This window comes from Klebsiella sp. K-3, assembly GCF_051207495.1.
Taxonomy (GTDB): Bacteria; Pseudomonadota; Gammaproteobacteria; order Enterobacterales; family Enterobacteriaceae; genus Klebsiella; species Klebsiella aerogenes.
The window spans coordinates 81363-99890 of record NZ_JBPNXF010000006.1 but is presented as its reverse complement, the minus strand read 5'-3'; the positions used below and the strand labels follow the sequence as shown (position 1 = coordinate 99890).

The following is an 18528-nucleotide window of genomic DNA, read 5'->3' as shown; positions in this document are numbered from 1 at the left end:
TGAGCGGTTCCCGGATTGCGGCGCGTTGCGCCTTATCCGGGCTACCTCTCTGAGCTTAACAGCGGCAAATGGCAATAAATCAAATCCCGTCGCCGTACTCGAAGGTATGGTGGATGCCATTAAAATGCTGATCCATATCCATTGCCGGCTTGTCGCTCTCCGGCTTGCCGACGATGCGCGCCGGTACGCCTGCGGCGGTGGTATGCGGCGGCACAGGTTGCAGCACCACGGAACCGGCACCAATCTTCGCCCCGCGCCCGACTTCGATATTGCCGAGGATCTTCGCCCCGGCGCCAATCATCACGCCTTCGCGAATTTTCGGGTGACGGTCGCCGCTAGTTTTGCCGGTACCGCCGAGGGTCACGGACTGCAGAATGGATACGTCGTCTTCAATCACCGCCGTTTCACCGACCACGATACCGGTGGCGTGGTCGAGCATGATCCCACGGCCAATCTTCGCCGCCGGATGGATATCGACCTGGAAAGAGACGGAGACCTGGTTTTGCAGGAAAATAGCCAGCGCGCGACGCCCCTGATTCCACAGCCAGTGGCCAATGCGGTAGGCCTGCAGCGCATGGAAGCCTTTCAGGTAGAGCAACGGCGTTGAGTATTTATCGACCGCAGGGTCACGGGTACGTACCGCCTGGATATCGCAGGCGGCGGAAGCGATCATCTCCGGGTCAGCGGCATAGGCCTCTTCCACCACTTCGCGAATGGCGATAGCGGGCATAATCGGCGAGGCCAGCTTATTCGCCAGCATATAGCTCAGGGCGCTGCCCAGATTTTCGTGCTTGAGTAGCGTTGCATGGTAAAAACTGGCGAGCATCGGCTCACAGTCGGCCAAAGCCCGGGCTTCGGCTTTAATATTGTTCCAGACGATATCCAGTTCTTCACACGGCATTGCATACTCCAGACGGTAAGAATTATGACCGGTCAGTTCTTCGCTGACCGGGTCATACAGGTAACAGACTTTCCCTGCGGCTAGTTGGCGCTGCGTTCATCCTTGCGTGCGCGACCTAATAAGGTCAATGCTGCCTCGCGCGCAATTTTTCCGCAATACAATACCTGATAAATTTCCTCGGTTATTGGCATTTCGACGCCTAAACGCTGCGCCAGAACGCGAACCTCTTTGGTATTGCGATAGCCTTCAACCACCTGGCCAATCTTGTCCTGCGCGCTTTGCACGTCCATGCCCTGTCCGAGCATCATGCCAAAACGGCGGTTTCGCGATTGGTTATCGGTACAGGTCAGTACCAGGTCGCCCAACCCGGCCATGCCCATGAAGGTTTCCGGATCGGCGCCCAGCGCCGCGCCGAGACGGGACATTTCCACCAGCCCACGGGTGATCAACGCCGTACGCGCATTCGCGCCAAAGCCGATACCGTCAGACATTCCGGCGCCGATGGCGATAACGTTTTTCACCGCGCCGCCCAGCTGTACGCCGATAAAGTCCGGGTTGATGTAGACGCGGAAGCTTTTACCGCAGTGCAACAGGCGCTGAAGGTCTTCCGCAAACTGCGGATCCGTCGCCGCCAGCGAAATCGCCGTCGGCAGGCCGGCGGCCAGCTCTTTGGCGAAAGTCGGACCGGAGATGACCGCTAATGGGATGTCATCGCCCAGCGCTTCACGCGCCACGTCCTGCAGCAGACGGCCGGTTTCGGCCTCCAGACCTTTCGTCGCCCACACCAGACGCGCATCGGAACGCATCAGCGGTTTAATCTGGCGCAGAACCTGGCCGAAGACATGGCTCGGCACCACCACGAGGATATCGCGGCTGGAGGCCAGCGCCGTCGCTAAATCGCTCTCAAGGCGCAGCGTGTCCGGGAAGGGCACATCGGGAAGGAACGCGGCGTTGCAGCGATCGTGTTGCAGCGTCGCGATATGTTTCGGGTCATGACCCCAGAGGACGACCTCGTGGCCATTTCTTGCCAGGGTGATGGCAAGAGCGGTGCCGTAAGAGCCGGCACCGATCACAGTCATTGCAGCATTAAGCGCGTTCATCAGGCATCCTGATGTTGTTCAGCACCTTCGCCAGCCTGCTGTTGCAGATAGTTCATAAACAGCGCGTCAAAGTTCACCGGCGCAAGGTTCAGTTGCGGGAAGGTGCCGCGGGAAACCAGGCTGGTAACGGTCTCGCGAGCGTACGGGAACAGAATGTTCGGGCAGTACGCGCCGAGGCAGTGCGCCATCTGGTTGCCATCGATGCCGTCGATGGAGAAGATGCCGCCCTGCTGTACTTCGCACAGGAATGCGGTTTCTTCGCCCAGCGAAGCAGTTACGGTGACACGCAGCACCACTTCATAAACGCCTTCAGCCAGCTGGCTGGAAGCGGTATCCAGATCAAGTTTAACTTCAGGCTGCCAATCTTTCTGGAAAACTTGCGGCGCATTTGGCGCTTCGAAGGAAACGTCTTTGGTGTAGATGCGCTGAATCTGGAAAGTCATTTCGGTGCTGTTTTGTTCTGACATAGTAAAACCCTTTCGTGTTGTCCTTAAATACGCGCCCCTGAATGGGGAAAGCGTAAAAATTAGCGCAAGAGGGGATCAAGTCCACCACGTGAATCAAGCGCATACAAGTCGTCACAGCCGCCAATGTGCTGCGCATCAATAAAAATCTGCGGAACCGTCGTCCGGCCGCTGCGCTGGATCATCTCTTCGCGCTTCGCGGCATCGCCATCGATAGGCAGTTCGTTGAACGTCACGCCCTTGCTGTTCAGCAGCGCTTTGGCGCGGATGCAGAACGGGCAGGTCGCTTTGGTATAGATCTCAATATTGGCCATGACTCACTCCTGTTTTTACCCCGAGTGATTTTACGCCGCAGAGGCTCCCCCGCCGCCTGAGTGGTTATCGGGGGAACCGCTGCGCCATAACGACGCGGGGGTAAATTATTTGCCGCGTACCAGCGGAAGGTTCTCGCCGCTCCAGCCTGCGATGCCTTCTTTCAGTACAAAGACTTTTTCGAATCCGGCTTTATTCAGCAGGCTGGCAGGCTCTTGCGCCTGCATGCCGGACCCATCCACAACAATAATGGGTTGTGCTTTGTGTTTTTCCAACTCGCCGACGTTATTTGCTTTGATATCGGCAGGCAGCAGGTTGATAGCGCCAGCGATATGGCCTTTACGGAAGTCGTCACGCTGACGCAGGTCGACAACAACGGCTTCTTCTTTGTTGATAAGACGCGTCGCTTCACCACGGGTAATGACTTTAACTTTTGACATCAAGCCTTTAAAGGTGGTGAACAGTACCGCACCCAGCAGCGCGATCCACGCGATGCTCAGGACCGGGTGACGGCCGATGAATTGCATAATTTCTTGCATGGGGGGTTACAACTCCCGACTAAGTGATAAAAAAACCAGGGAAGGAGTATACCTGTGCATTGCGGCAAATACAGCCAGTGAGCGCGATGTAATGTATTTTCTGCGGCCCGTCACGAAAAAAAAGCCGACTTCGCCATCAGCTCTGGCGTCGCCTCTTCCCTTTCTTTGATCTTTTACGGTGATTTGATCGATTCAGCTGTAGTAAAATTACGCAAATTTTCTGTCTTTGAGCATGAGGTTGTCGCAATGTCGGTTACTAAAAAACCTATGGTACTGGTGATTCTGGATGGCTACGGCTACCGTGAAGACCAACAGGATAACGCCATTTATAGCGCGAAAACGCCGGTAATGGACGCGCTGTGGGCAAAACGTCCGCACACCCTGATTGACGCATCCGGTCTGGAAGTCGGGCTGCCTGACCGCCAGATGGGTAACTCCGAAGTGGGTCACGTAAACCTCGGCGCGGGTCGTATCGTGTATCAGGATCTGACCCGTCTGGACGTTGAAATCAAAGAACGCACCTTCTTCGCCAACCCGGTGCTGACCGGCGCGGTCGACAAAGCCGTCGCCGCAGGTAAAGCGGTACATATCATGGGCCTGATGTCGCCTGGCGGCGTTCACAGCCACGAAGACCACATCATGGCGATGGTAGAACTGGCCGCCGAGCGCGGCGCAGAGAAAATCTATCTGCACGCTTTCCTCGATGGCCGCGACACGCCGCCGCGCAGCGCTGAAGCGACGCTGGCTAAATTCGAAGCTAAATTCACCGCGCTGGGCAAAGGCCGTATCGCCTCTATCATTGGCCGCTACTACGCCATGGACCGCGACAACCGCTGGGATCGCGTAGAACAAGCCTATGACCTGATGACGCTGGCCAAAGGCGAATTCCAGGCCGACACCGCGGTGGCGGGCCTGCAGGCAGCCTACGCCCGTGATGAAAACGACGAGTTCGTTAAAGCGACCGTTATCCGCGCCGCGGGCCAGGCCGATGCCGCGATGGAAGACGGCGACGCGCTGATCTTCATGAACTTCCGCGCTGACCGCGCGCGCGAAATCACCCGCGCCTTCGTTAACGCCGACTTCGACGGCTTCGCGCGTAAGAAAGTCGTTAACCTCGATTTCGTGATGCTGACCGAATACGCCGCCGACATCAAAGTCGCTTGCGCTTATCCACCAGCTTCACTGGTTAACACTTTCGGCGAGTGGATGGCGAAGCACGACAAAACCCAGCTGCGCATCTCCGAAACCGAGAAATATGCGCACGTGACCTTCTTCTTTAACGGCGGCGTAGAAGATCCGTTCAAAGGCGAAGACCGTATTCTGATTAACTCGCCGAAGGTTGCCACTTACGACCTGCAGCCGGAAATGAGCTCTGCCGAGCTGACCGAAAAACTGGTTGCGGCCATCAAAGGCGGCCAGTATGACACCATCATCTGTAACTACCCGAATGGCGATATGGTTGGCCATACCGGGGTGATGGAAGCGGCGGTGAAAGCGGTTGAAGCGCTGGATCACTGTATCGAACAAGTGACCGCGGCCGTTGAATCCGTCGGCGGTCAGCTGCTGATCACCGCCGACCACGGCAACGCCGAGCAAATGCGCGATCCGGCGACCGGACAGGCGCACACCGCGCATACTAACCTGCCGGTTCCGCTGATCTACGTTGGCGACAAAACCGTGAAAGTAGCCGAAGGCGGCAAGCTTTCCGACATCGCGCCAACCATGCTATCGCTGATGGGAATGGAAATCCCGCAAGAGATGACTGGCAAGCCGCTGTTCATCGTGGAATAATCCTTCCCCATGAGGGGAAAGGCGACTTATTCAAATACATGGATCGCAACGGCTGTTCGATCCGTTCTTTACGCCAGCGCGCTTAGCGCTGGCGTATTGCTGTGCGCCGCATCCGCTCACGCCGATGACCGCGACCAGCTGAAATCCATTCAGGCCGATATCGCCGCCAAACAGCGCGCGATTCAGCAACAGCAGCAGCAACGTTCCTCTCTGCTCGCCCAACTAAAAGCGCAGGAAGAGGCGATCTCCGCCGCCGCGCGTAAGCTGCGTGAAACTCAGGATACCCTCAACCAGCTCAATAAGCAGATCGACGAGATGAACGCGTCTATCGCTAAGCTGGAGCGCCAGCGTGCCTCCCAGGAACGTAACCTCGCCGCGCAGCTTGACGCCGCCTTCCGCCAGGGGCCGCATACCGGCATGCAGATGATCCTCAGCGGCGAAGAGGGGCAGCGCAACCAGCGCCTGCAGGCCTATTTTGGTTACTTTAACCAGGCCCGTCAGGAGACCATCGCCCAGCTCAAGCAGACGCGCGAAGAAGTCGCGGTACAGAAATCGATGCTGGAAGAAAAACAAAGCCAGCAGCAAACGCTGGTTTACGAGCAAAAAGCGCAGCAGGCCAAGCTTGAGCAGGCGCGCAACGAGCGTAAAAAGACGCTCTCCAGCCTCGAATCCTCCATTCAGAAAGGCCAACAGCAGCTCAGCGAACTGCGCGCTAACGAATCGCGCCTGCGCGGCCGCATCGCCCAGGCGGAAGCGGCAGCCAAAGCCCGCGCCGATCGCGAGGCTCGTGATGCCCAGGCGGTACGCGACCGTCAGCAGGAAGCCTCGCGCAAAGGCACCACCTATAAACCAACCGAAAGCGAACGTTCATTGATGTCGCGAACCGGCGGCCTCGGCGCGCCGCGCGGTCAGGCCTTCTGGCCGGTTCGCGGAACAATTCTTCATCGTTATGGCGAACAGCTGCAAGGTGAACTACGTTGGAAAGGGATGGTTATCGCTGCGTCTGAGGGCACCGAAGTCAAAGCCATTGCCGACGGTCGGGTGATCCTCGCCGACTGGCTGCAGGGCTACGGCCTGGTGGTCGTCGTTGAACACGGCAAAGGCGACATGAGTCTTTACGGCTATAACCAAAGCGCGCTGGTCAGCGTCGGTACCCAGGTCCGCGCGGGCCAGGCTATCGCGCTGGTAGGCAGTAGCGGCGGTCAGGGTCGTCCGTCGCTCTATTTCGAAATTCGCCGCCAGGGTCAGGCGGTCAATCCACAGCCGTGGTTGGGAAGATAAGTTTTGCTTCAATTTCGCATGATTGCACTTGCTGTAGCCGGTTCACTGGCTATTGCTGCGCCGGTTTTCGCCGGTAAACTCTCTATCGTTATCGATGATTTCGGCTACCGTCCGCAGACGGAAAATAAGGTGCTGGCGCTGCCGCCCACCATCTCCGTTGCCGTGCTGCCGAATGCCCCCCACGCCCGGGAAATGGCCACCAAAGCGCATAATCTGGGCCATGAAGTATTGATCCACCTGCCGATGGCGCCGCTCAGCAAGCAACCGCTGGAAAAAGACACCCTGCGCCCGGATATGAGCAGCGATGAGATCGAACGTATTATTCGTGAGGCTTACGGTAAAGTGCCTTACGCGGTCGGGTTGAACAACCACATGGGTAGCGCCATGACTTCTAACCTGTTCGGCATGCAGAAGGTGATGCAGGCGCTGGAACGCTACAATCTCTATTTTCTCGATAGTGTGACTATCGGCAACACCCAGGCCATGCGTGCCGCTCAGGGAACCGGCGTGAAGGTAATTAAACGCAAAGTGTTTCTCGACGACACCCAGAACGAGGCGGACATCCGCACTCAGTTCAATCGCGCCATCGCGCTGGCGCGGCGTAACGGTTCGGCTATCGCCATTGGTCATCCCCATCCTTCAACGGTGCGGGTACTACAGCAAATGGTTTATAACCTGCCGCCAGATATCACGCTGGTGCGCCCGAGCAGCCTGCTAAACGAACCGCAGGTCGACAACTCGACGCCGAACACGCCTGCCCAGCCAAACGTGCCGCAGCAGCAGAAGCCGCGTAACCCGTTCCACGGCGTGAAGTACTGCAAACCGAAGCGTCCGCTGGAGCCGGTGAACGCCAGCCGCTTCTTTAGCATTCTGAGCGAAAGCATCAGCCAGAGCGCACTGGTCCAGTATTACCAGCTTAAATGGCAGGGCTGGGATAGCCCCACCAACTAATCTTCATCAGGGATCCGTGCGCTTCTCCGTCACGGTTCCCTGCCGCTTACCGTCGTGAGCATACCAGGCTTTAAAATACTTCATGAAGCTGTACAAGGTGGCGTACAAGCCGGTTACTGCCCCCACTTTGCCGCTGCGCCACGCGCCGCTGAACAGATACCACTTAAAAAATGCGCCGATAGCGCTGATGATCCCGCGACTGAGCGACGGCCTGACCTTCTGCGCCTTCACCAGCCGGGTGGTATAGCTGTTGAGCTTGTTAAACACCTCATGCAGTGAATAGAAGGTGTCGTGGCGGACAAAGCCCGGAAGCCTTATCGAGGTCAGATGGCCGACCACCTGATCGTCTACCGGCCGCTGGTTAAAACTGGCCCGCTGGCGGTTGAACAGGCGTACCGGGTAATCCGGCGATGAGATGGGATAAATAGTCCGCACCTGTTCGCCAAGCACGAACCAGTAGCGCGGCAGGCGCCATGCACAACTGGGGTCCGGCTCCTCTCCCGCCTTAAGCGCCAGAATCGCCGCAACCACTTGTTCATCCAGAATTTCATCGCTATCCATACATAGCACCCAGTCATGGGTCGCCAGCGAGGTCGCATAGTTCATCTGCAGGCCGTGGGCGGCATAGGGGTGGTGATGAACCGTTATGCCAAACTGCTGACATATCTGCAGCGTTTCATCCGTACTGCCTGAATCAACGACAATAAACTCATCCGCCACCCGCAACAGCGGCGGCAAGACTTCCCGTAATAAGCGGGCCGAATTACAGGTAAGCAAGCATACTGAGAGCTTAAACATAGGGTTTATGCGATTAAACGAAGAGTAAACCAACTGTATAAACGAATAGGCAAAAGATCGATGCGGAAATAGTGCGGTAGATACGTATTATTTTAGAAATGTTATCCAAATCTAAATAAATCTACCTTGAGATAAATTTCATCACCTTGCCCGATACCGCCAGGTGTCAGTTATCGGGTTTGAGATGCTCCCTCCTGATGTACCCCCGTTTATCACTCATACGGTCCGCTTTGCTGTCATCGTAAAGAGCGGCATAGATCCAGTATTTGTTAATAGTGCGTATTTTAACCACCACGTCATCAGCCATAACGGAATATGTATTATTCGCATTATCATCTGGCCATTCTTTGAATGAATGCTGATTCCATTCATGCTGTAAATGATATGTCGTTAACCAGGGATAGCGTCCGTCCCCGCCGCAGGGGACCTGAGCATGCATATCGTCGATATTGGATACAGGTTTATTTTGCGCAGGAACAAAAGAAAGCAATACGGCGCTATAATTCTCACTGCTGCATTCAGTATACTGCGCGATATTATTAACCAGCAGACTGCCCTGCTGGTTAACGTACCACTCGCGAAATCTGATAAAATTTTCTGGGATATCACTAAAGTTCTGCCGAATAAACAGCAACTGTTCTTTCAGCGTTCCCTTAACATATATATTGATGACTTTTTTAAATTTCCCCTGGTCATCCAGCCAATAATAGCGAAATCCGAGGGCCGGAACATTAATGGTCACATTATCGCTCCATTGCGCCTTCCAGTAGGCTTGCAGCACGCCATGTTCAAGCCTTTGCTCAGCCAGGATGCTGAAACTCATAAAAAACAGTAACGCCGGTAAAACAATACTCTTCAATTGCCAAAGACGGTTGATAAAAATAGGGTGCGCCATATATACCATCCTTGTTAAATGAAGATATGGCAGAATATAAATAAAACTGGGTTCAGTTCAATAGTGGCTGTGGTAATAACAAAAACTTTATTATCAATATATATGTGAAGAATATGCTGCCCATAAACTATGGGCAGCAAGAATGCTTATTAGCGTCATCCTGACGATAATAAGTTTAATCCCAGCTCAGTACCACTTTGCCAGACTGGCCGGAGCGCATCGCGTCAAAGCCTTTCTGGAAGTCATCAATACCGAAACGGTGGGTGATAATTGGCGAAAGATCGAGGCCAGACTGGATCAGCGCCGCCATCTTATACCAGGTTTCAAACATTTCGCGGCCGTAAATCCCTTTGATAAACAGCCCCTTGAAGATGACCTTGGTCCAGTCGATAGACATATCCGACGGAGGAATACCCAGCATCGCAATACGTCCGCCGTGGTTCATGGTATCAAGCATGGTGCGGAACGCCGGCGGCGCGCCGGACATCTCCAGACCCACGTCGAAGCCTTCGGTCATCCCCAGCTCCGCCATCACATCGTTCAGATTCTCTTTGGCGACGTTAACCGCACGGGTGACGCCCATTTTACGCGCCAGCTCCAGGCGATATTCGTTAACATCGGTAATCACCACGTTACGCGCGCCGACATGTTTCGCCACCGCCGCGGCCATCACCCCGATCGGGCCAGCGCCGGAAACCAAAACATCTTCACCGACCAGGTCGAAGGAGAGCGCGGTATGCACAGCGTTGCCGAACGGGTCGAAGATGGATGCCAGATCGTCAGAGATATTGTCCGGGATTTTGAAAGCGTTGAAGGCCGGGATCACCAGATATTCAGCGAAACAGCCCGGGCGGTTTACCCCCACGCCGATGGTGTTACGGCACAGATGCGTGCGACCGCCGCGACAGTTACGGCAGTGTCCGCAGGTGATATGCCCTTCGCCGGAAACGCGATCGCCAAGCTTAAAGCCGCGAACTTCCTGACCGATACCCACGACTTCGCCGACATACTCATGCCCCACCACCATTGGTACCGGGATGGTTTTCTGCGACCATTCGTCCCAGTTATAGATGTGCACGTCGGTACCGCAAATCGCGGTCTTACGGATTTTAATCAGCAGATCGTTATGGCCGACTTCCGGTTCCGGTACGTCGGTCATCCAGATGCCTTCTTCCGCTTTCAGTTTGGATAACGCTTTCATCTCACACCCTTATTAGGCGATGACGCCCAGTTGTTTGCCGATGCGGGTAAAGGCTTCCACCGCACGTTCAATTTGTTCAGGGGTATGCGCCGCCGACATCTGGGTGCGAATACGCGCCTGGCCTTTTGGAACCACCGGATAGAAGAAACCGGTGACGTAAATACCTTCTTTTTGCAATTCGCGCGCGAACTCCTGGGCGACGGTAGCTTCACCGAGCATCACCGGGATAATCGCGTGGTCGGCGCCTGCCAGGGTAAAGCCTGCTGCGGTCATTTTTTCGCGGAACAGGCGCGCGTTAGCCCACAGGCGATCGCGCAGTTCGCTGCCCGCTTCCACCATCTCCAGCACCTTGATGGAAGCGGCGACAATGGCCGGCGCCAGGGAGTTGGAGAACAGATAGGGACGAGAACGCTGGCGCAGCCACTCAACGACTTCTTTGCGCGCGGCGGTGTAACCGCCTGACGCGCCGCCCAGCGCTTTACCCAACGTGCCGGTGATGATGTCGACGCGGCCCATCACGTCGCAATATTCATGGGAACCGCGGCCGTTTTCGCCGACAAAGCCCACGGCGTGAGAATCATCGACCATCACCAGCGCATCATATTTATCCGCCAGGTCGCAGACGCCTTTCAGGTTGGCGATCACGCCGTCCATCGAGAAAACGCCATCGGTAGCGATCAGCACGTGGCGAGCGCCGGCTTCGCGCGCTTCTTTCAGACGCGCTTCCAGCTCCTGCATATCGTTGTTGGCATAGCGGAAACGCTTAGCTTTGCACAGGCGCACGCCGTCGATGATCGACGCGTGGTTCAGGGCATCAGAGATAATGGCATCTTCCGGCCCCAGCAGCGTTTCAAACAGGCCGCCGTTGGCATCAAAGCAGGAGGAGTAGAGAATCGCGTCTTCCATACCGAGGAAATCCGCCAGCTTCTTCTCGAGCTGCTTATGTGTGTCCTGGGTACCGCAGATGAAGCGCACCGAGGCCATCCCGAAGCCGTGGCTGTCCATGCCGGATTTCGCCGCGGCAATCAGTTCCGGGTGGTTCGCCAGGCCCAGATAGTTGTTGGCGCAGAAGTTAATGACGTGGCTGTCGCCGACGGTGATGTCCGCCTGCTGAGCCGAAGTAATGATACGCTCTTCTTTAAACAACCCTTCCGCGCGCGCGGTATCCAGGTCATTGGTTAACTGTTTGTAGAAATCACCACGCATTGCAACTCTCCAGATTCGGCAAAATTTGGCACATATTACCCAAAGCTATACGTTGATACGAGATGATGCATGCCTGAATGAATAATTTGCAGCATAAATCACGCACGGCCAGCACCTTTTCGGCGAATGGCTGAAGCCTTTCGGATGTAGTGATATGATAGGAGTATTCATGTCCGGATTGTTTCCGGGCTTTCTACTTCAAAGGTACAGTTATGATCATCGTAACCGGCGGCGCAGGCTTTATCGGCAGCAACATCGTTAAAGCCCTGAATGACAAAGGCATCACCGATATTCTGGTTGTAGACAATCTGAAAGACGGCACCAAATTCGTAAACCTGGTGGATCTGGACATCGCTGACTACATGGATAAAGAAGATTTTCTGATCCAGATTATGGCCGGCGAAGAGTTTGGCGAGATTGAAGCGGTATTTCACGAAGGCGCCTGCTCTTCCACTACCGAGTGGGACGGCAAGTATGTGATGGATAACAACTATCAGTACTCCAAAGAGGTGCTGCACTACTGCCTGGAGCGCGAAATCCCGTTCCTGTACGCCTCTTCCGCCGCCACCTACGGCGGGCGCACCAGCGACTTTATCGAGTCCCGCGAATTTGAAAAACCGCTGAACGTCTACGGCTACTCTAAATTCCTGTTCGACGAATACGTCCGTCAGATCCTGCCGGAAGCGGATTCACAGATCGTCGGGTTCCGTTATTTCAACGTCTACGGGCCGCGCGAAGGGCACAAAGGCAGCATGGCGAGCGTGGCCTTCCACCTCAATACCCAGCTGAATAATGGCGAAAGTCCGAAACTGTTCGAAGGCAGCGACGGCTTCAAACGCGACTTCGTCTATGTCGGCGACGTCGCCGCGGTGAACCTGTGGTTCTGGGAAAATGGCGTTTCCGGTATCTTCAACCTCGGTACCGGCCGCGCGGAATCTTTCCAGGCCGTCGCCGATGCGACCCTGGCGTACCATAAGAAAGGCAGCATTGAATACATCCCGTTCCCGGACAAACTGAAAGGCCGCTATCAGGCATTCACGCAGGCCGACCTGACTAACCTGCGTAAAGCGGGCTATGACAAACCGTTCAAAACCGTTGCCGAAGGCGTAACGGAATATATGGCCTGGCTCAACCGCGACGCGTAAGAAACAAGCATGAAAATATTGGTGATAGGCCCGTCTTGGGTGGGCGACATGATGATGTCGCAAAGTCTTTATCGTACGCTCAGGGCGCGCTATCCCCAGGCGATTATCGACGTGATGGCGCCGGCATGGTGCCGTCCGTTGTTATCGCGCATGCCGGAAGTCAACGAAGCGATCGCCATGCCGCTCGGCCACGGCGCGCTGGCTATCGGCGAACGCCGCAAACTCGGCCACAGTCTGCGCGATCGTCGCTACGATCGCGCTTACGTGCTGCCGAACTCGTTTAAATCGGCATTGGTGCCATTCTTTGCCAACATCCCGCTGCGCACCGGCTGGCGCGGCGAGATGCGCTATGGCCTGCTTAACGACGCCCGCGTGCTGGATAAAGACGCCTGGCCGCTGATGGTGGAGCGCTACGTGGCGCTGGCCTACGACAACGGCGTCATGCGCTGCGCTAAAGACCTTCCGCAGCCGCTGCTATGGCCGCAGCTGCAGGTCAACGACGGCGAAAAATCACAGGCCTGCAACGCCTTTAATCTTTCAAACGATCGGCCCATTATCGGCTTCTGCCCCGGCGCAGAGTTCGGCCCTGCCAAACGCTGGCCGCATTACCACTACGCCGCGCTGGCGAAAAAGCTCATTGACGATGGTTATCAGATTGCGCTCTTCGGCTCGGCGAAAGATAACGATGCCGGCAAAGAGATCATCGCCGCGCTTAGCAGCGAGCAGCAGGCCTGGTGTCGTAACCTGGCTGGCGAAACCCAGCTGGAACAGGCCGTGATTCTGATTGCCGCCTGTCAGGCCGTGGTCAGCAACGATTCGGGGTTGATGCACGTCGCCGCCGCGCTGGACCGCCCGTTGGTGGCGCTTTACGGCCCGAGCAGCCCGGACTTTACCCCGCCCCTGTCGCATAAAGCGCGGGTTATTCGCCTGATTAGCGGCTACCACAAGGTGCGCAAAGGCGATGCCGCTGAGGGCTATCATCAAAGCCTGATCGACATCACTCCAGAACGCGTCCTGCAAGAGCTGAACGAACTGTTGACGGAAAAAACCGAGCACGAGGAAGCGTAACGGATGCGGGTATTGATCGTAAAAACCTCGTCCATGGGCGACGTGCTGCACACGCTGCCCGCGCTGACCGACGCTGCCCAGGCCATTCCCGGCATCCGCTTTGATTGGGTGGTTGAAGAGGGCTTCGCGCAGATCCCTTCATGGCATGCCGCCGTCGAGCGGGTGATTCCGGTGGCGATTCGCCGCTGGCGCAAAGCCTGGTTTTCCGCGCCTATCAAAGCGGAAAGAAAAGCCTTTCGCGATGCCGTAAAGGCCGTCAACTACGATGCCATTATTGATGCGCAAGGGCTGGTGAAAAGCGCCGCGCTGGTAACGCGTCTGGCGCACGGCGTCAAACATGGCATGGACTGGCAGTCCGCCCGCGAGCCGCTGGCAAGCCTGTTTTATAACCGTCGCCACCATATTGCTGTCGAGCAGCACGCAGTAGAGCGTACGCGCGAACTGTTCGCCAAAAGCCTGGGCTATGCCAGGCCGCAAACGCAGGGTGATTACGCCATCGCGCGCCACTTTATTCGCCCTGACGCACCGGCAACAGAGCCGTATCTGGTCTTCCTGCACGCCACCACCCGCGATGATAAACACTGGCCGGAAGCATGCTGGCAAGCGCTTCTCGATCTACTGGCAGGTAGCGGCGTACGTATTAAGCTGCCGTGGGGCGCGCCGCACGAAGAGGCGCGGGCAAAACGGCTGGCGGAAGGACGCGATAACGTCGATGTACTGCCGCGCATGAGCCTTGAGCAGGTTGCGCAGATTCTGGCTGGCGCACGCGGCGTGGTTTCCGTCGACACCGGGTTGAGCCATCTGACCGCGGCGCTCGATAAACCCAATTTCACGCTCTACGGCCCAACCGATCCGGGACTGATTGGCGGATATGGTAAAAACCAGCATATTGTCCGCCCGCCGCACGGTAGCAGCACCGGCGATATTACCGCTGAGCATGTTCAGCAACTGTTGCAAGCACAGGGATTGGTTTAATGGGATCGCTATTCAAGCAAATTTATCGCTATACCCGCCCGCGCGCCTATCGCCACAATGAAAACCTGTGGCCGTGGGTAAAGATCCGCCGGGCGGAAAGCGGTGAAATTTGTGCCTTACAATACAAGGGCGAATCGGTACCGCTCTGTAGCCTAAGTGAATTAAAAAACGCTTTCTCCGGGCCAATGCTGCTCACCGCGACCGGCCCATCGATCAACGATGTCGATTTTTCGATTATCCCGTCATCGTTGCCGGTAATGGGCGTCAACGGCGCTTACTTTCTCGAAGGAAAGCTAGGGTTTTCTCTGTATCTGATCGTTGATATGGAGTTTTTTGATCGTAAACCTGAGGTTATCGCCGGTATTGTCAGTAATCCGCGAATCCTCTTTTTTACCACTACCCACGGTATTGCCAAAATCATTGAGCGCATCGGGCTCAACAATATTCAGTGTCGACTCGCCCTGATTGAAGATGCCTGTTATAAGATTTACCAGCCGAAGATCCCCGGAAACGATATCGCAACGGCCTTTAGCCGCTCCCCAAGTGCGCTTTTGCACCAGCACTTAAGCCATATTGGTTTCTCAACCGATATTCGCAAAGGGATATTTGATGCGGGAACGGTGGCTTACTGGGCGCTGCAGATTATCGCCTGGCTGGGATTCAACAGAATTATTATTGCCGGTCTGGATATGAATAATTTTGAGCAACCGCGATTTTATGAAAACGGCGACAATAAGCTCCCATCCTATCTCGCAGATAAAGTAGATGGTATGGTTTTCCCCGCCTTTGAACTCGCCAGCCGTCATTTACAGGCAAAGGGTATTACGGTAATTAATCTTTCCCTTAATAGCGCAATTCCTGAACAGGTATTTCCTAAAATGCCGTTATCTCAAGCGCTACATGAAGTGGCCTGAACGGCCACTTCATCATTCCATCACGATTCTTCCGCAGACTTTTCCGGCGATAACGCCGTGAAAACGGCTAACGCCACAATAAACATAATGATAAATCTGTCGTGGATAAACAGAGTATCGACGCAGCCAAAAAGAATCACCGGCGCGCCAATAAACGCCAATGCACATTTCAGCGTCGCCTTTCTGTAAACATAGAGCAGCATCGCGCCATACAATGCCAGCAGGAAGAGGCCGCCAATAACGCCCTGTAGCGACATGGTTTCGATCAAATCATTATGAAGATGATAAACAATGTTGCGTAACCCCTCGGGATTCCCCTGCTCTTTCTCATACATCAATTGCGAGAGGATCTGGAAACGCTGCTGCGAGCTTACGCCACCGGGATGAGCAATAATTTCATAGATCCCGGTATGCCACATACTGAGCCGGGAACCCATCGAGGTATTGTTATCGCTTTGATAATCCGAGATCTCGGTGACCGCTTCACTCGCCCGATCTTTCAGCGAGGGAAACGCCAACTCAATCACTGCCAGGCCAGCAACCAACAGCATCAGGCACGCCAGCGCTGATTTTTTCTTCGACATCACGTTACCGGTCAGTAAGGCATAGAGCAGTACCGCCGGATAAATAAGCAGCGCCGAGCGAGTTTCGGTCAGAAAAATAATCCACAGCGAGAAAAATATCACACCGCTGGCAATATAGTTGCGATAGCGGATATTGACGCAAGCTAAAGCATACAGCGTCAATAACGAGTATATCGTATAAAGATAGGCGCTTAAGGTTGCGGAGTTATCGATTCTCAGACGATCGCCGGAAACAAAAAAATGATAATGTAAAGCGTACAACGTCAATACTGAAAAGCCCGCGACTAATGCGTAACTCAAGCTTTTTCCATATTGTATTGTTGTTGTCCGTAATACCGCTGGCAAGAGTAGCATCATCACCGAGCCGATCATCAAATAAGCGCCTGAGCGAGGATAGCTAACATCAGCCATATAAATTTCAGACGGATTACCCGGAAAGCGATATGACCAAATAAGCTGTGAGGCCCCTAACATCAATAACGTCAGAGACAGAAATATCTCCTCTTTTTTAAAAGTAAGACGCTTTCTGTTAATTACGGCATAAATTAAGGTAATCACCGAAGATAGGTAAAAAAGATTCCTACCCATGATTTTCTCCGGCATCACAAAAACACATGACAATATTGCCAGAAGCAATATTGTCACAGGCGACATCACTTTACTCATAAATAATTAAGCTTTCTCAAATGGTGGCACCCAGGCTTCACCGCAGTCCCAAGGACGTGGTTTTCCATGGAAACAGACAATTCGCGTCCCCGCAGGCACGGTGCCATCACCGGTGGCATGTTCATTCTTCTTCTTATGAATGACATGCTTTTTATAGCTAACGATCTGTCCGGGTAAAATGTCCTGCCAGATAGCGGCGTGTGGATAGATTTTGCTGATAAACTCCTGGTCGCCACCGCTCTGATAGCGCGTCATGAATAGCTCAGGATAGCGCTTAAACGCTTCCCAGACCTTGTACTTTTCCTCATGCGGAACGCGCATGATGGCAGAGTTTTTCGTTTTCTGAGGAAAGAAAAAATCACTCAGCATGGTCAGCTGTTTATTTGCCAGAATATCGCTAATATCACCGACAACGACGACATCTAAATCGAGATAAAAAATATCTTCGGCAACCGAATCCGGATTAAACATCTCGATTTTTGACCACCAACCTGGCAAATCTTCAGTTAGTTTAATGGTGTTAACGCCAGGAATAGTTAAATCGGTAAAGCACACTTTCTCGATGTCTGCTGGCAATTGTTTGTATAACCACTGCACATGGCTTTGGTTATAATCACCGCCAGAGCGTAGTACGGTTGCTATCTTCATAAAACCTCAGTATCTTAATAATTCAGGCGTTAATTATTCATTAGACTGATGATATTACACCAGATTAACGCCGCACCTCTATCAGTAATGATTGTTTTATGTAAGATTTCTCTTGAAATTATAATATTCTGCTAAAGACATTCCGCGGACCTGCGGCGCAAGCCAGCTAAAGAACGCTTCCAGATCGGCATATAAACGTTCAATATCTTGTTCATTCTTAAAGGTCGGGCTACCGCCTGGCATATACTCCGATGAATGCAGCATATACTCAACATAATCATTACCCTGCGCCAGCGTCTGCTGAACTACTTTTTTCATGGTTTCGACGTTGCCGCCCATTGGACGCAGCCAGTGCACGGACGGCGAACGAACTTTACCGCGTAGTCTATCGTAACCCTGCTTCACGCTATTCATCCACGCCGAGTGCTTATACTGAATGCTCATCGGCACTTCCAGCAGCGGGGAATGCCCTTCGCGGCTGATATCATTTTCATCGAGAAAATAAGCATGTTGCGGGAAGCGGCGATAATCCGTACCGCCATCGCCCTGCGGCGCGCCCTTAGCGGTTTTCCAGTTCACCCGCGGCGTCACCGAGCAATCCACCTGATAACCGTACTCCACCAGCAGGCGCGCGTAGCGCTCGTCAAACGCCCAGCGCCCGGCGCGATGGCTCACCATTTTGGTCTGGAAGGTATCTTCCAGTAGATGAGTCATATAGTCGACCTTTTCACGCATGGCGGCATCGCTGTACTCGATGAGATAAGGCTTATGACGCCAGTCATCCGCGGTCAGCGGCTCGGTTGGCGGGCTGTTCCAGGCGTGCAGATGCATACCGATTTCCGCGGTGCCGCGCGCAATCACATCTTTAGCAAATTCGATATAAAAAGGGTCGATGGCCATTTCATAATTGGTCAAATAGACCGGTTTGAAACCATACTTTTCGCAAAGCTGCTGAAAACGCGGAAGATAGCGCGCATTCTCCGTGGTGATGCTGTCATGTTTTTGCCAGAGGTTATCACCCTCTGTATCAATCGTGATGAGAAATGCGGGATTGTGCACGAAAACGTCCTCAGGCCATACGTATCGGTC

General features: G+C 54.3%; 19 protein-coding genes. 7 read left to right on the top strand and 12 right to left on the bottom strand.

The window, feature by feature from the left end; translation table 11 throughout:
* Positions 1–79: 79 nt before the first annotated feature.
* The 5 genes from cysE to ACSEMK_RS10995 form a co-directional block, all read right to left on the bottom strand.
* Positions 80–901 (bottom strand): serine O-acetyltransferase, encoded by an 822-nt coding sequence (gene cysE, locus ACSEMK_RS11015; RefSeq protein WP_004106845.1) that lies wholly within the window; start codon positions 899–901, stop codon positions 80–82.
* Positions 902–981: 80 nt separating this feature from the next.
* Positions 982–2001 carry an NAD(P)H-dependent glycerol-3-phosphate dehydrogenase gene (gene gpsA / locus ACSEMK_RS11010; RefSeq protein ID WP_430914925.1) on the bottom strand — a complete coding sequence of 340 codons (1020 nt, stop codon included), beginning with the start codon at positions 1999–2001 and terminating at the stop codon, positions 982–984.
* Complete coding sequence (gene secB / locus ACSEMK_RS11005; RefSeq protein ID WP_015369180.1) at positions 2001–2468, bottom strand: protein-export chaperone SecB; 468 nt, start codon at positions 2466–2468, stop codon at positions 2001–2003. The genes gpsA and secB overlap by 1 nt, the downstream gene beginning before the upstream one ends.
* A 59-nt stretch (positions 2469–2527) precedes the next feature.
* Positions 2528–2779 (bottom strand): glutaredoxin 3, encoded by a 252-nt coding sequence (grxC, locus tag ACSEMK_RS11000; protein WP_015369179.1) that lies wholly within the window; start codon positions 2777–2779, stop codon positions 2528–2530.
* 105 nt (positions 2780–2884) lie between these two features.
* Complete coding sequence (locus ACSEMK_RS10995) at positions 2885–3316, bottom strand: rhodanese-like domain-containing protein (protein ID WP_015369178.1); 432 nt, start codon at positions 3314–3316, stop codon at positions 2885–2887.
* A gap of 246 nt (positions 3317–3562) precedes the next feature.
* Between ACSEMK_RS10995 and gpmM the strand changes: the two genes are divergently transcribed.
* From gpmM to ACSEMK_RS10980, 3 genes are read left to right on the top strand one after another with little or no spacing between them, the layout of a single operon-like run.
* Positions 3563–5107 (top strand): 2,3-bisphosphoglycerate-independent phosphoglycerate mutase, encoded by a 1545-nt coding sequence (gpmM, locus tag ACSEMK_RS10990; protein WP_430914926.1) that lies wholly within the window; start codon positions 3563–3565, stop codon positions 5105–5107.
* Positions 5108–5116: 9 nt separating this feature from the next.
* On the top strand, positions 5117–6388 hold the full coding sequence (gene envC / locus ACSEMK_RS10985) for a murein hydrolase activator EnvC (RefSeq protein ID WP_045390637.1): 1272 nt from the start codon (positions 5117–5119) through the stop codon (positions 6386–6388).
* A gap of 3 nt (positions 6389–6391) precedes the next feature.
* Entirely contained in the window at positions 6392–7339 is a 948-nt protein-coding gene (locus ACSEMK_RS10980) for a divergent polysaccharide deacetylase family protein (RefSeq protein ID WP_045390634.1), read from the top strand.
* A gap of 6 nt (positions 7340–7345) precedes the next feature.
* On the opposite strand, the gene ACSEMK_RS10975 is transcribed toward ACSEMK_RS10980, so the two are convergent.
* From ACSEMK_RS10975 to kbl, 4 genes are all read right to left on the bottom strand, one after another.
* Positions 7346–8137, bottom strand: coding sequence for a glycosyltransferase family 2 protein (locus tag ACSEMK_RS10975; RefSeq protein ID WP_087858941.1), 792 nt, complete (start codon positions 8135–8137; stop codon positions 7346–7348).
* A 166-nt stretch (positions 8138–8303) separates the two neighbouring features.
* A complete protein-coding gene (locus tag ACSEMK_RS10970) occupies positions 8304–9032 on the bottom strand; it encodes a hypothetical protein (protein WP_430914927.1) in 729 nt (242 codons plus the stop codon).
* 175 nt (positions 9033–9207) lie between these two features.
* Entirely contained in the window at positions 9208–10233 is a 1026-nt protein-coding gene (gene tdh / locus ACSEMK_RS10965) for an L-threonine 3-dehydrogenase (RefSeq protein ID WP_015369171.1), read from the bottom strand.
* Between the two features lie 12 nt (positions 10234–10245).
* The gene (gene kbl, locus ACSEMK_RS10960) at positions 10246–11439 is read right to left on the bottom strand and encodes a glycine C-acetyltransferase (RefSeq protein WP_113374040.1); all 1194 of its coding nucleotides are present in this window, start codon (positions 11437–11439) and stop codon (positions 10246–10248) included.
* 212 nt (positions 11440–11651) lie between these two features.
* Here kbl and rfaD point away from each other — a divergent pair, with 212 nt between their 5' ends.
* From rfaD to ACSEMK_RS10940, 4 genes are read left to right on the top strand one after another with little or no spacing between them, the layout of a single operon-like run.
* Positions 11652–12584, top strand: a complete 933-nt coding sequence (rfaD, locus tag ACSEMK_RS10955) for an ADP-glyceromanno-heptose 6-epimerase (RefSeq protein WP_045390625.1) — start codon at positions 11652–11654, stop codon at positions 12582–12584.
* Between the two features lie 9 nt (positions 12585–12593).
* Positions 12594–13652 (top strand): ADP-heptose--LPS heptosyltransferase RfaF, encoded by a 1059-nt coding sequence (rfaF, locus tag ACSEMK_RS10950; protein ID WP_271032710.1) that lies wholly within the window; start codon positions 12594–12596, stop codon positions 13650–13652.
* Positions 13653–13655: 3 nt separating this feature from the next.
* Positions 13656–14627: a lipopolysaccharide heptosyltransferase RfaC gene (gene rfaC / locus ACSEMK_RS10945; RefSeq protein ID WP_087858938.1), complete on the top strand. Its 972-nt coding sequence runs from the start codon at positions 13656–13658 to the stop codon at positions 14625–14627.
* The gene (locus ACSEMK_RS10940) at positions 14627–15541 is read left to right on the top strand and encodes a sugar glycosyltransferase (RefSeq protein ID WP_087858937.1); all 915 of its coding nucleotides are present in this window, start codon (positions 14627–14629) and stop codon (positions 15539–15541) included. The genes rfaC and ACSEMK_RS10940 overlap by 1 nt, the downstream gene beginning before the upstream one ends.
* A gap of 20 nt (positions 15542–15561) precedes the next feature.
* On the opposite strand, the gene ACSEMK_RS10935 is transcribed toward ACSEMK_RS10940, so the two are convergent.
* The 3 genes from ACSEMK_RS10935 to ACSEMK_RS10925 form a co-directional block, all read right to left on the bottom strand.
* Positions 15562–16791, bottom strand: coding sequence for an O-antigen ligase family protein (locus ACSEMK_RS10935; RefSeq protein WP_430914928.1), 1230 nt, complete (start codon positions 16789–16791; stop codon positions 15562–15564).
* 6 nt (positions 16792–16797) lie between these two features.
* Complete coding sequence (locus tag ACSEMK_RS10930; protein ID WP_045386549.1) at positions 16798–17439, bottom strand: hypothetical protein; 642 nt, start codon at positions 17437–17439, stop codon at positions 16798–16800.
* A gap of 96 nt (positions 17440–17535) precedes the next feature.
* Entirely contained in the window at positions 17536–18498 is a 963-nt protein-coding gene (locus ACSEMK_RS10925; RefSeq protein ID WP_045390617.1) for a polysaccharide deacetylase family protein, read from the bottom strand.
* Between the last annotated feature and the right edge of the window lie 30 nt (positions 18499–18528).

Bases quoted from the DNA above. Each gene is read 5' to 3' on its own strand.
- kbl (WP_113374040.1), bottom strand. From the start codon at position 11,439: ATGCGTGGTGATTTCTACAAACAGTTAACCAATGACCTGGATACCGCG.
- gpmM (WP_430914926.1), top strand. From the start codon at position 3,563: ATGTCGGTTACTAAAAAACCTATGGTACTGGTGATTCTGGATGGCTAC.
- tdh (WP_015369171.1), bottom strand. From the start codon at position 10,233: ATGAAAGCGTTATCCAAACTGAAAGCGGAAGAAGGCATCTGGATGACC.
- ACSEMK_RS10930 (WP_045386549.1), bottom strand. From the start codon at position 17,439: ATGAAGATAGCAACCGTACTACGCTCTGGCGGTGATTATAACCAAAGC.
- cysE (WP_004106845.1), bottom strand. From the start codon at position 901: ATGCCGTGTGAAGAACTGGATATCGTCTGGAACAATATTAAAGCCGAA.
- secB (WP_015369180.1), bottom strand. From the start codon at position 2,468: ATGTCAGAACAAAACAGCACCGAAATGACTTTCCAGATTCAGCGCATC.
- rfaD (WP_045390625.1), top strand. From the start codon at position 11,652: ATGATCATCGTAACCGGCGGCGCAGGCTTTATCGGCAGCAACATCGTT.
- grxC (WP_015369179.1), bottom strand. From the start codon at position 2,779: ATGGCCAATATTGAGATCTATACCAAAGCGACCTGCCCGTTCTGCATC.
- rfaC (WP_087858938.1), top strand. From the start codon at position 13,656: ATGCGGGTATTGATCGTAAAAACCTCGTCCATGGGCGACGTGCTGCAC.
- ACSEMK_RS10975 (WP_087858941.1), bottom strand. From the start codon at position 8,137: ATGTTTAAGCTCTCAGTATGCTTGCTTACCTGTAATTCGGCCCGCTTA.
- gpsA (WP_430914925.1), bottom strand. From the start codon at position 2,001: ATGAACGCGCTTAATGCTGCAATGACTGTGATCGGTGCCGGCTCTTAC.
- envC (WP_045390637.1), top strand. From the start codon at position 5,117: ATGAGGGGAAAGGCGACTTATTCAAATACATGGATCGCAACGGCTGTT.
- ACSEMK_RS10935 (WP_430914928.1), bottom strand. From the start codon at position 16,791: ATGAGTAAAGTGATGTCGCCTGTGACAATATTGCTTCTGGCAATATTG.
- ACSEMK_RS10940 (WP_087858937.1), top strand. From the start codon at position 14,627: ATGGGATCGCTATTCAAGCAAATTTATCGCTATACCCGCCCGCGCGCC.
- ACSEMK_RS10970 (WP_430914927.1), bottom strand. From the start codon at position 9,032: ATGGCGCACCCTATTTTTATCAACCGTCTTTGGCAATTGAAGAGTATT.
- ACSEMK_RS10995 (WP_015369178.1), bottom strand. From the start codon at position 3,316: ATGCAAGAAATTATGCAATTCATCGGCCGTCACCCGGTCCTGAGCATC.
- rfaF (WP_271032710.1), top strand. From the start codon at position 12,594: ATGAAAATATTGGTGATAGGCCCGTCTTGGGTGGGCGACATGATGATG.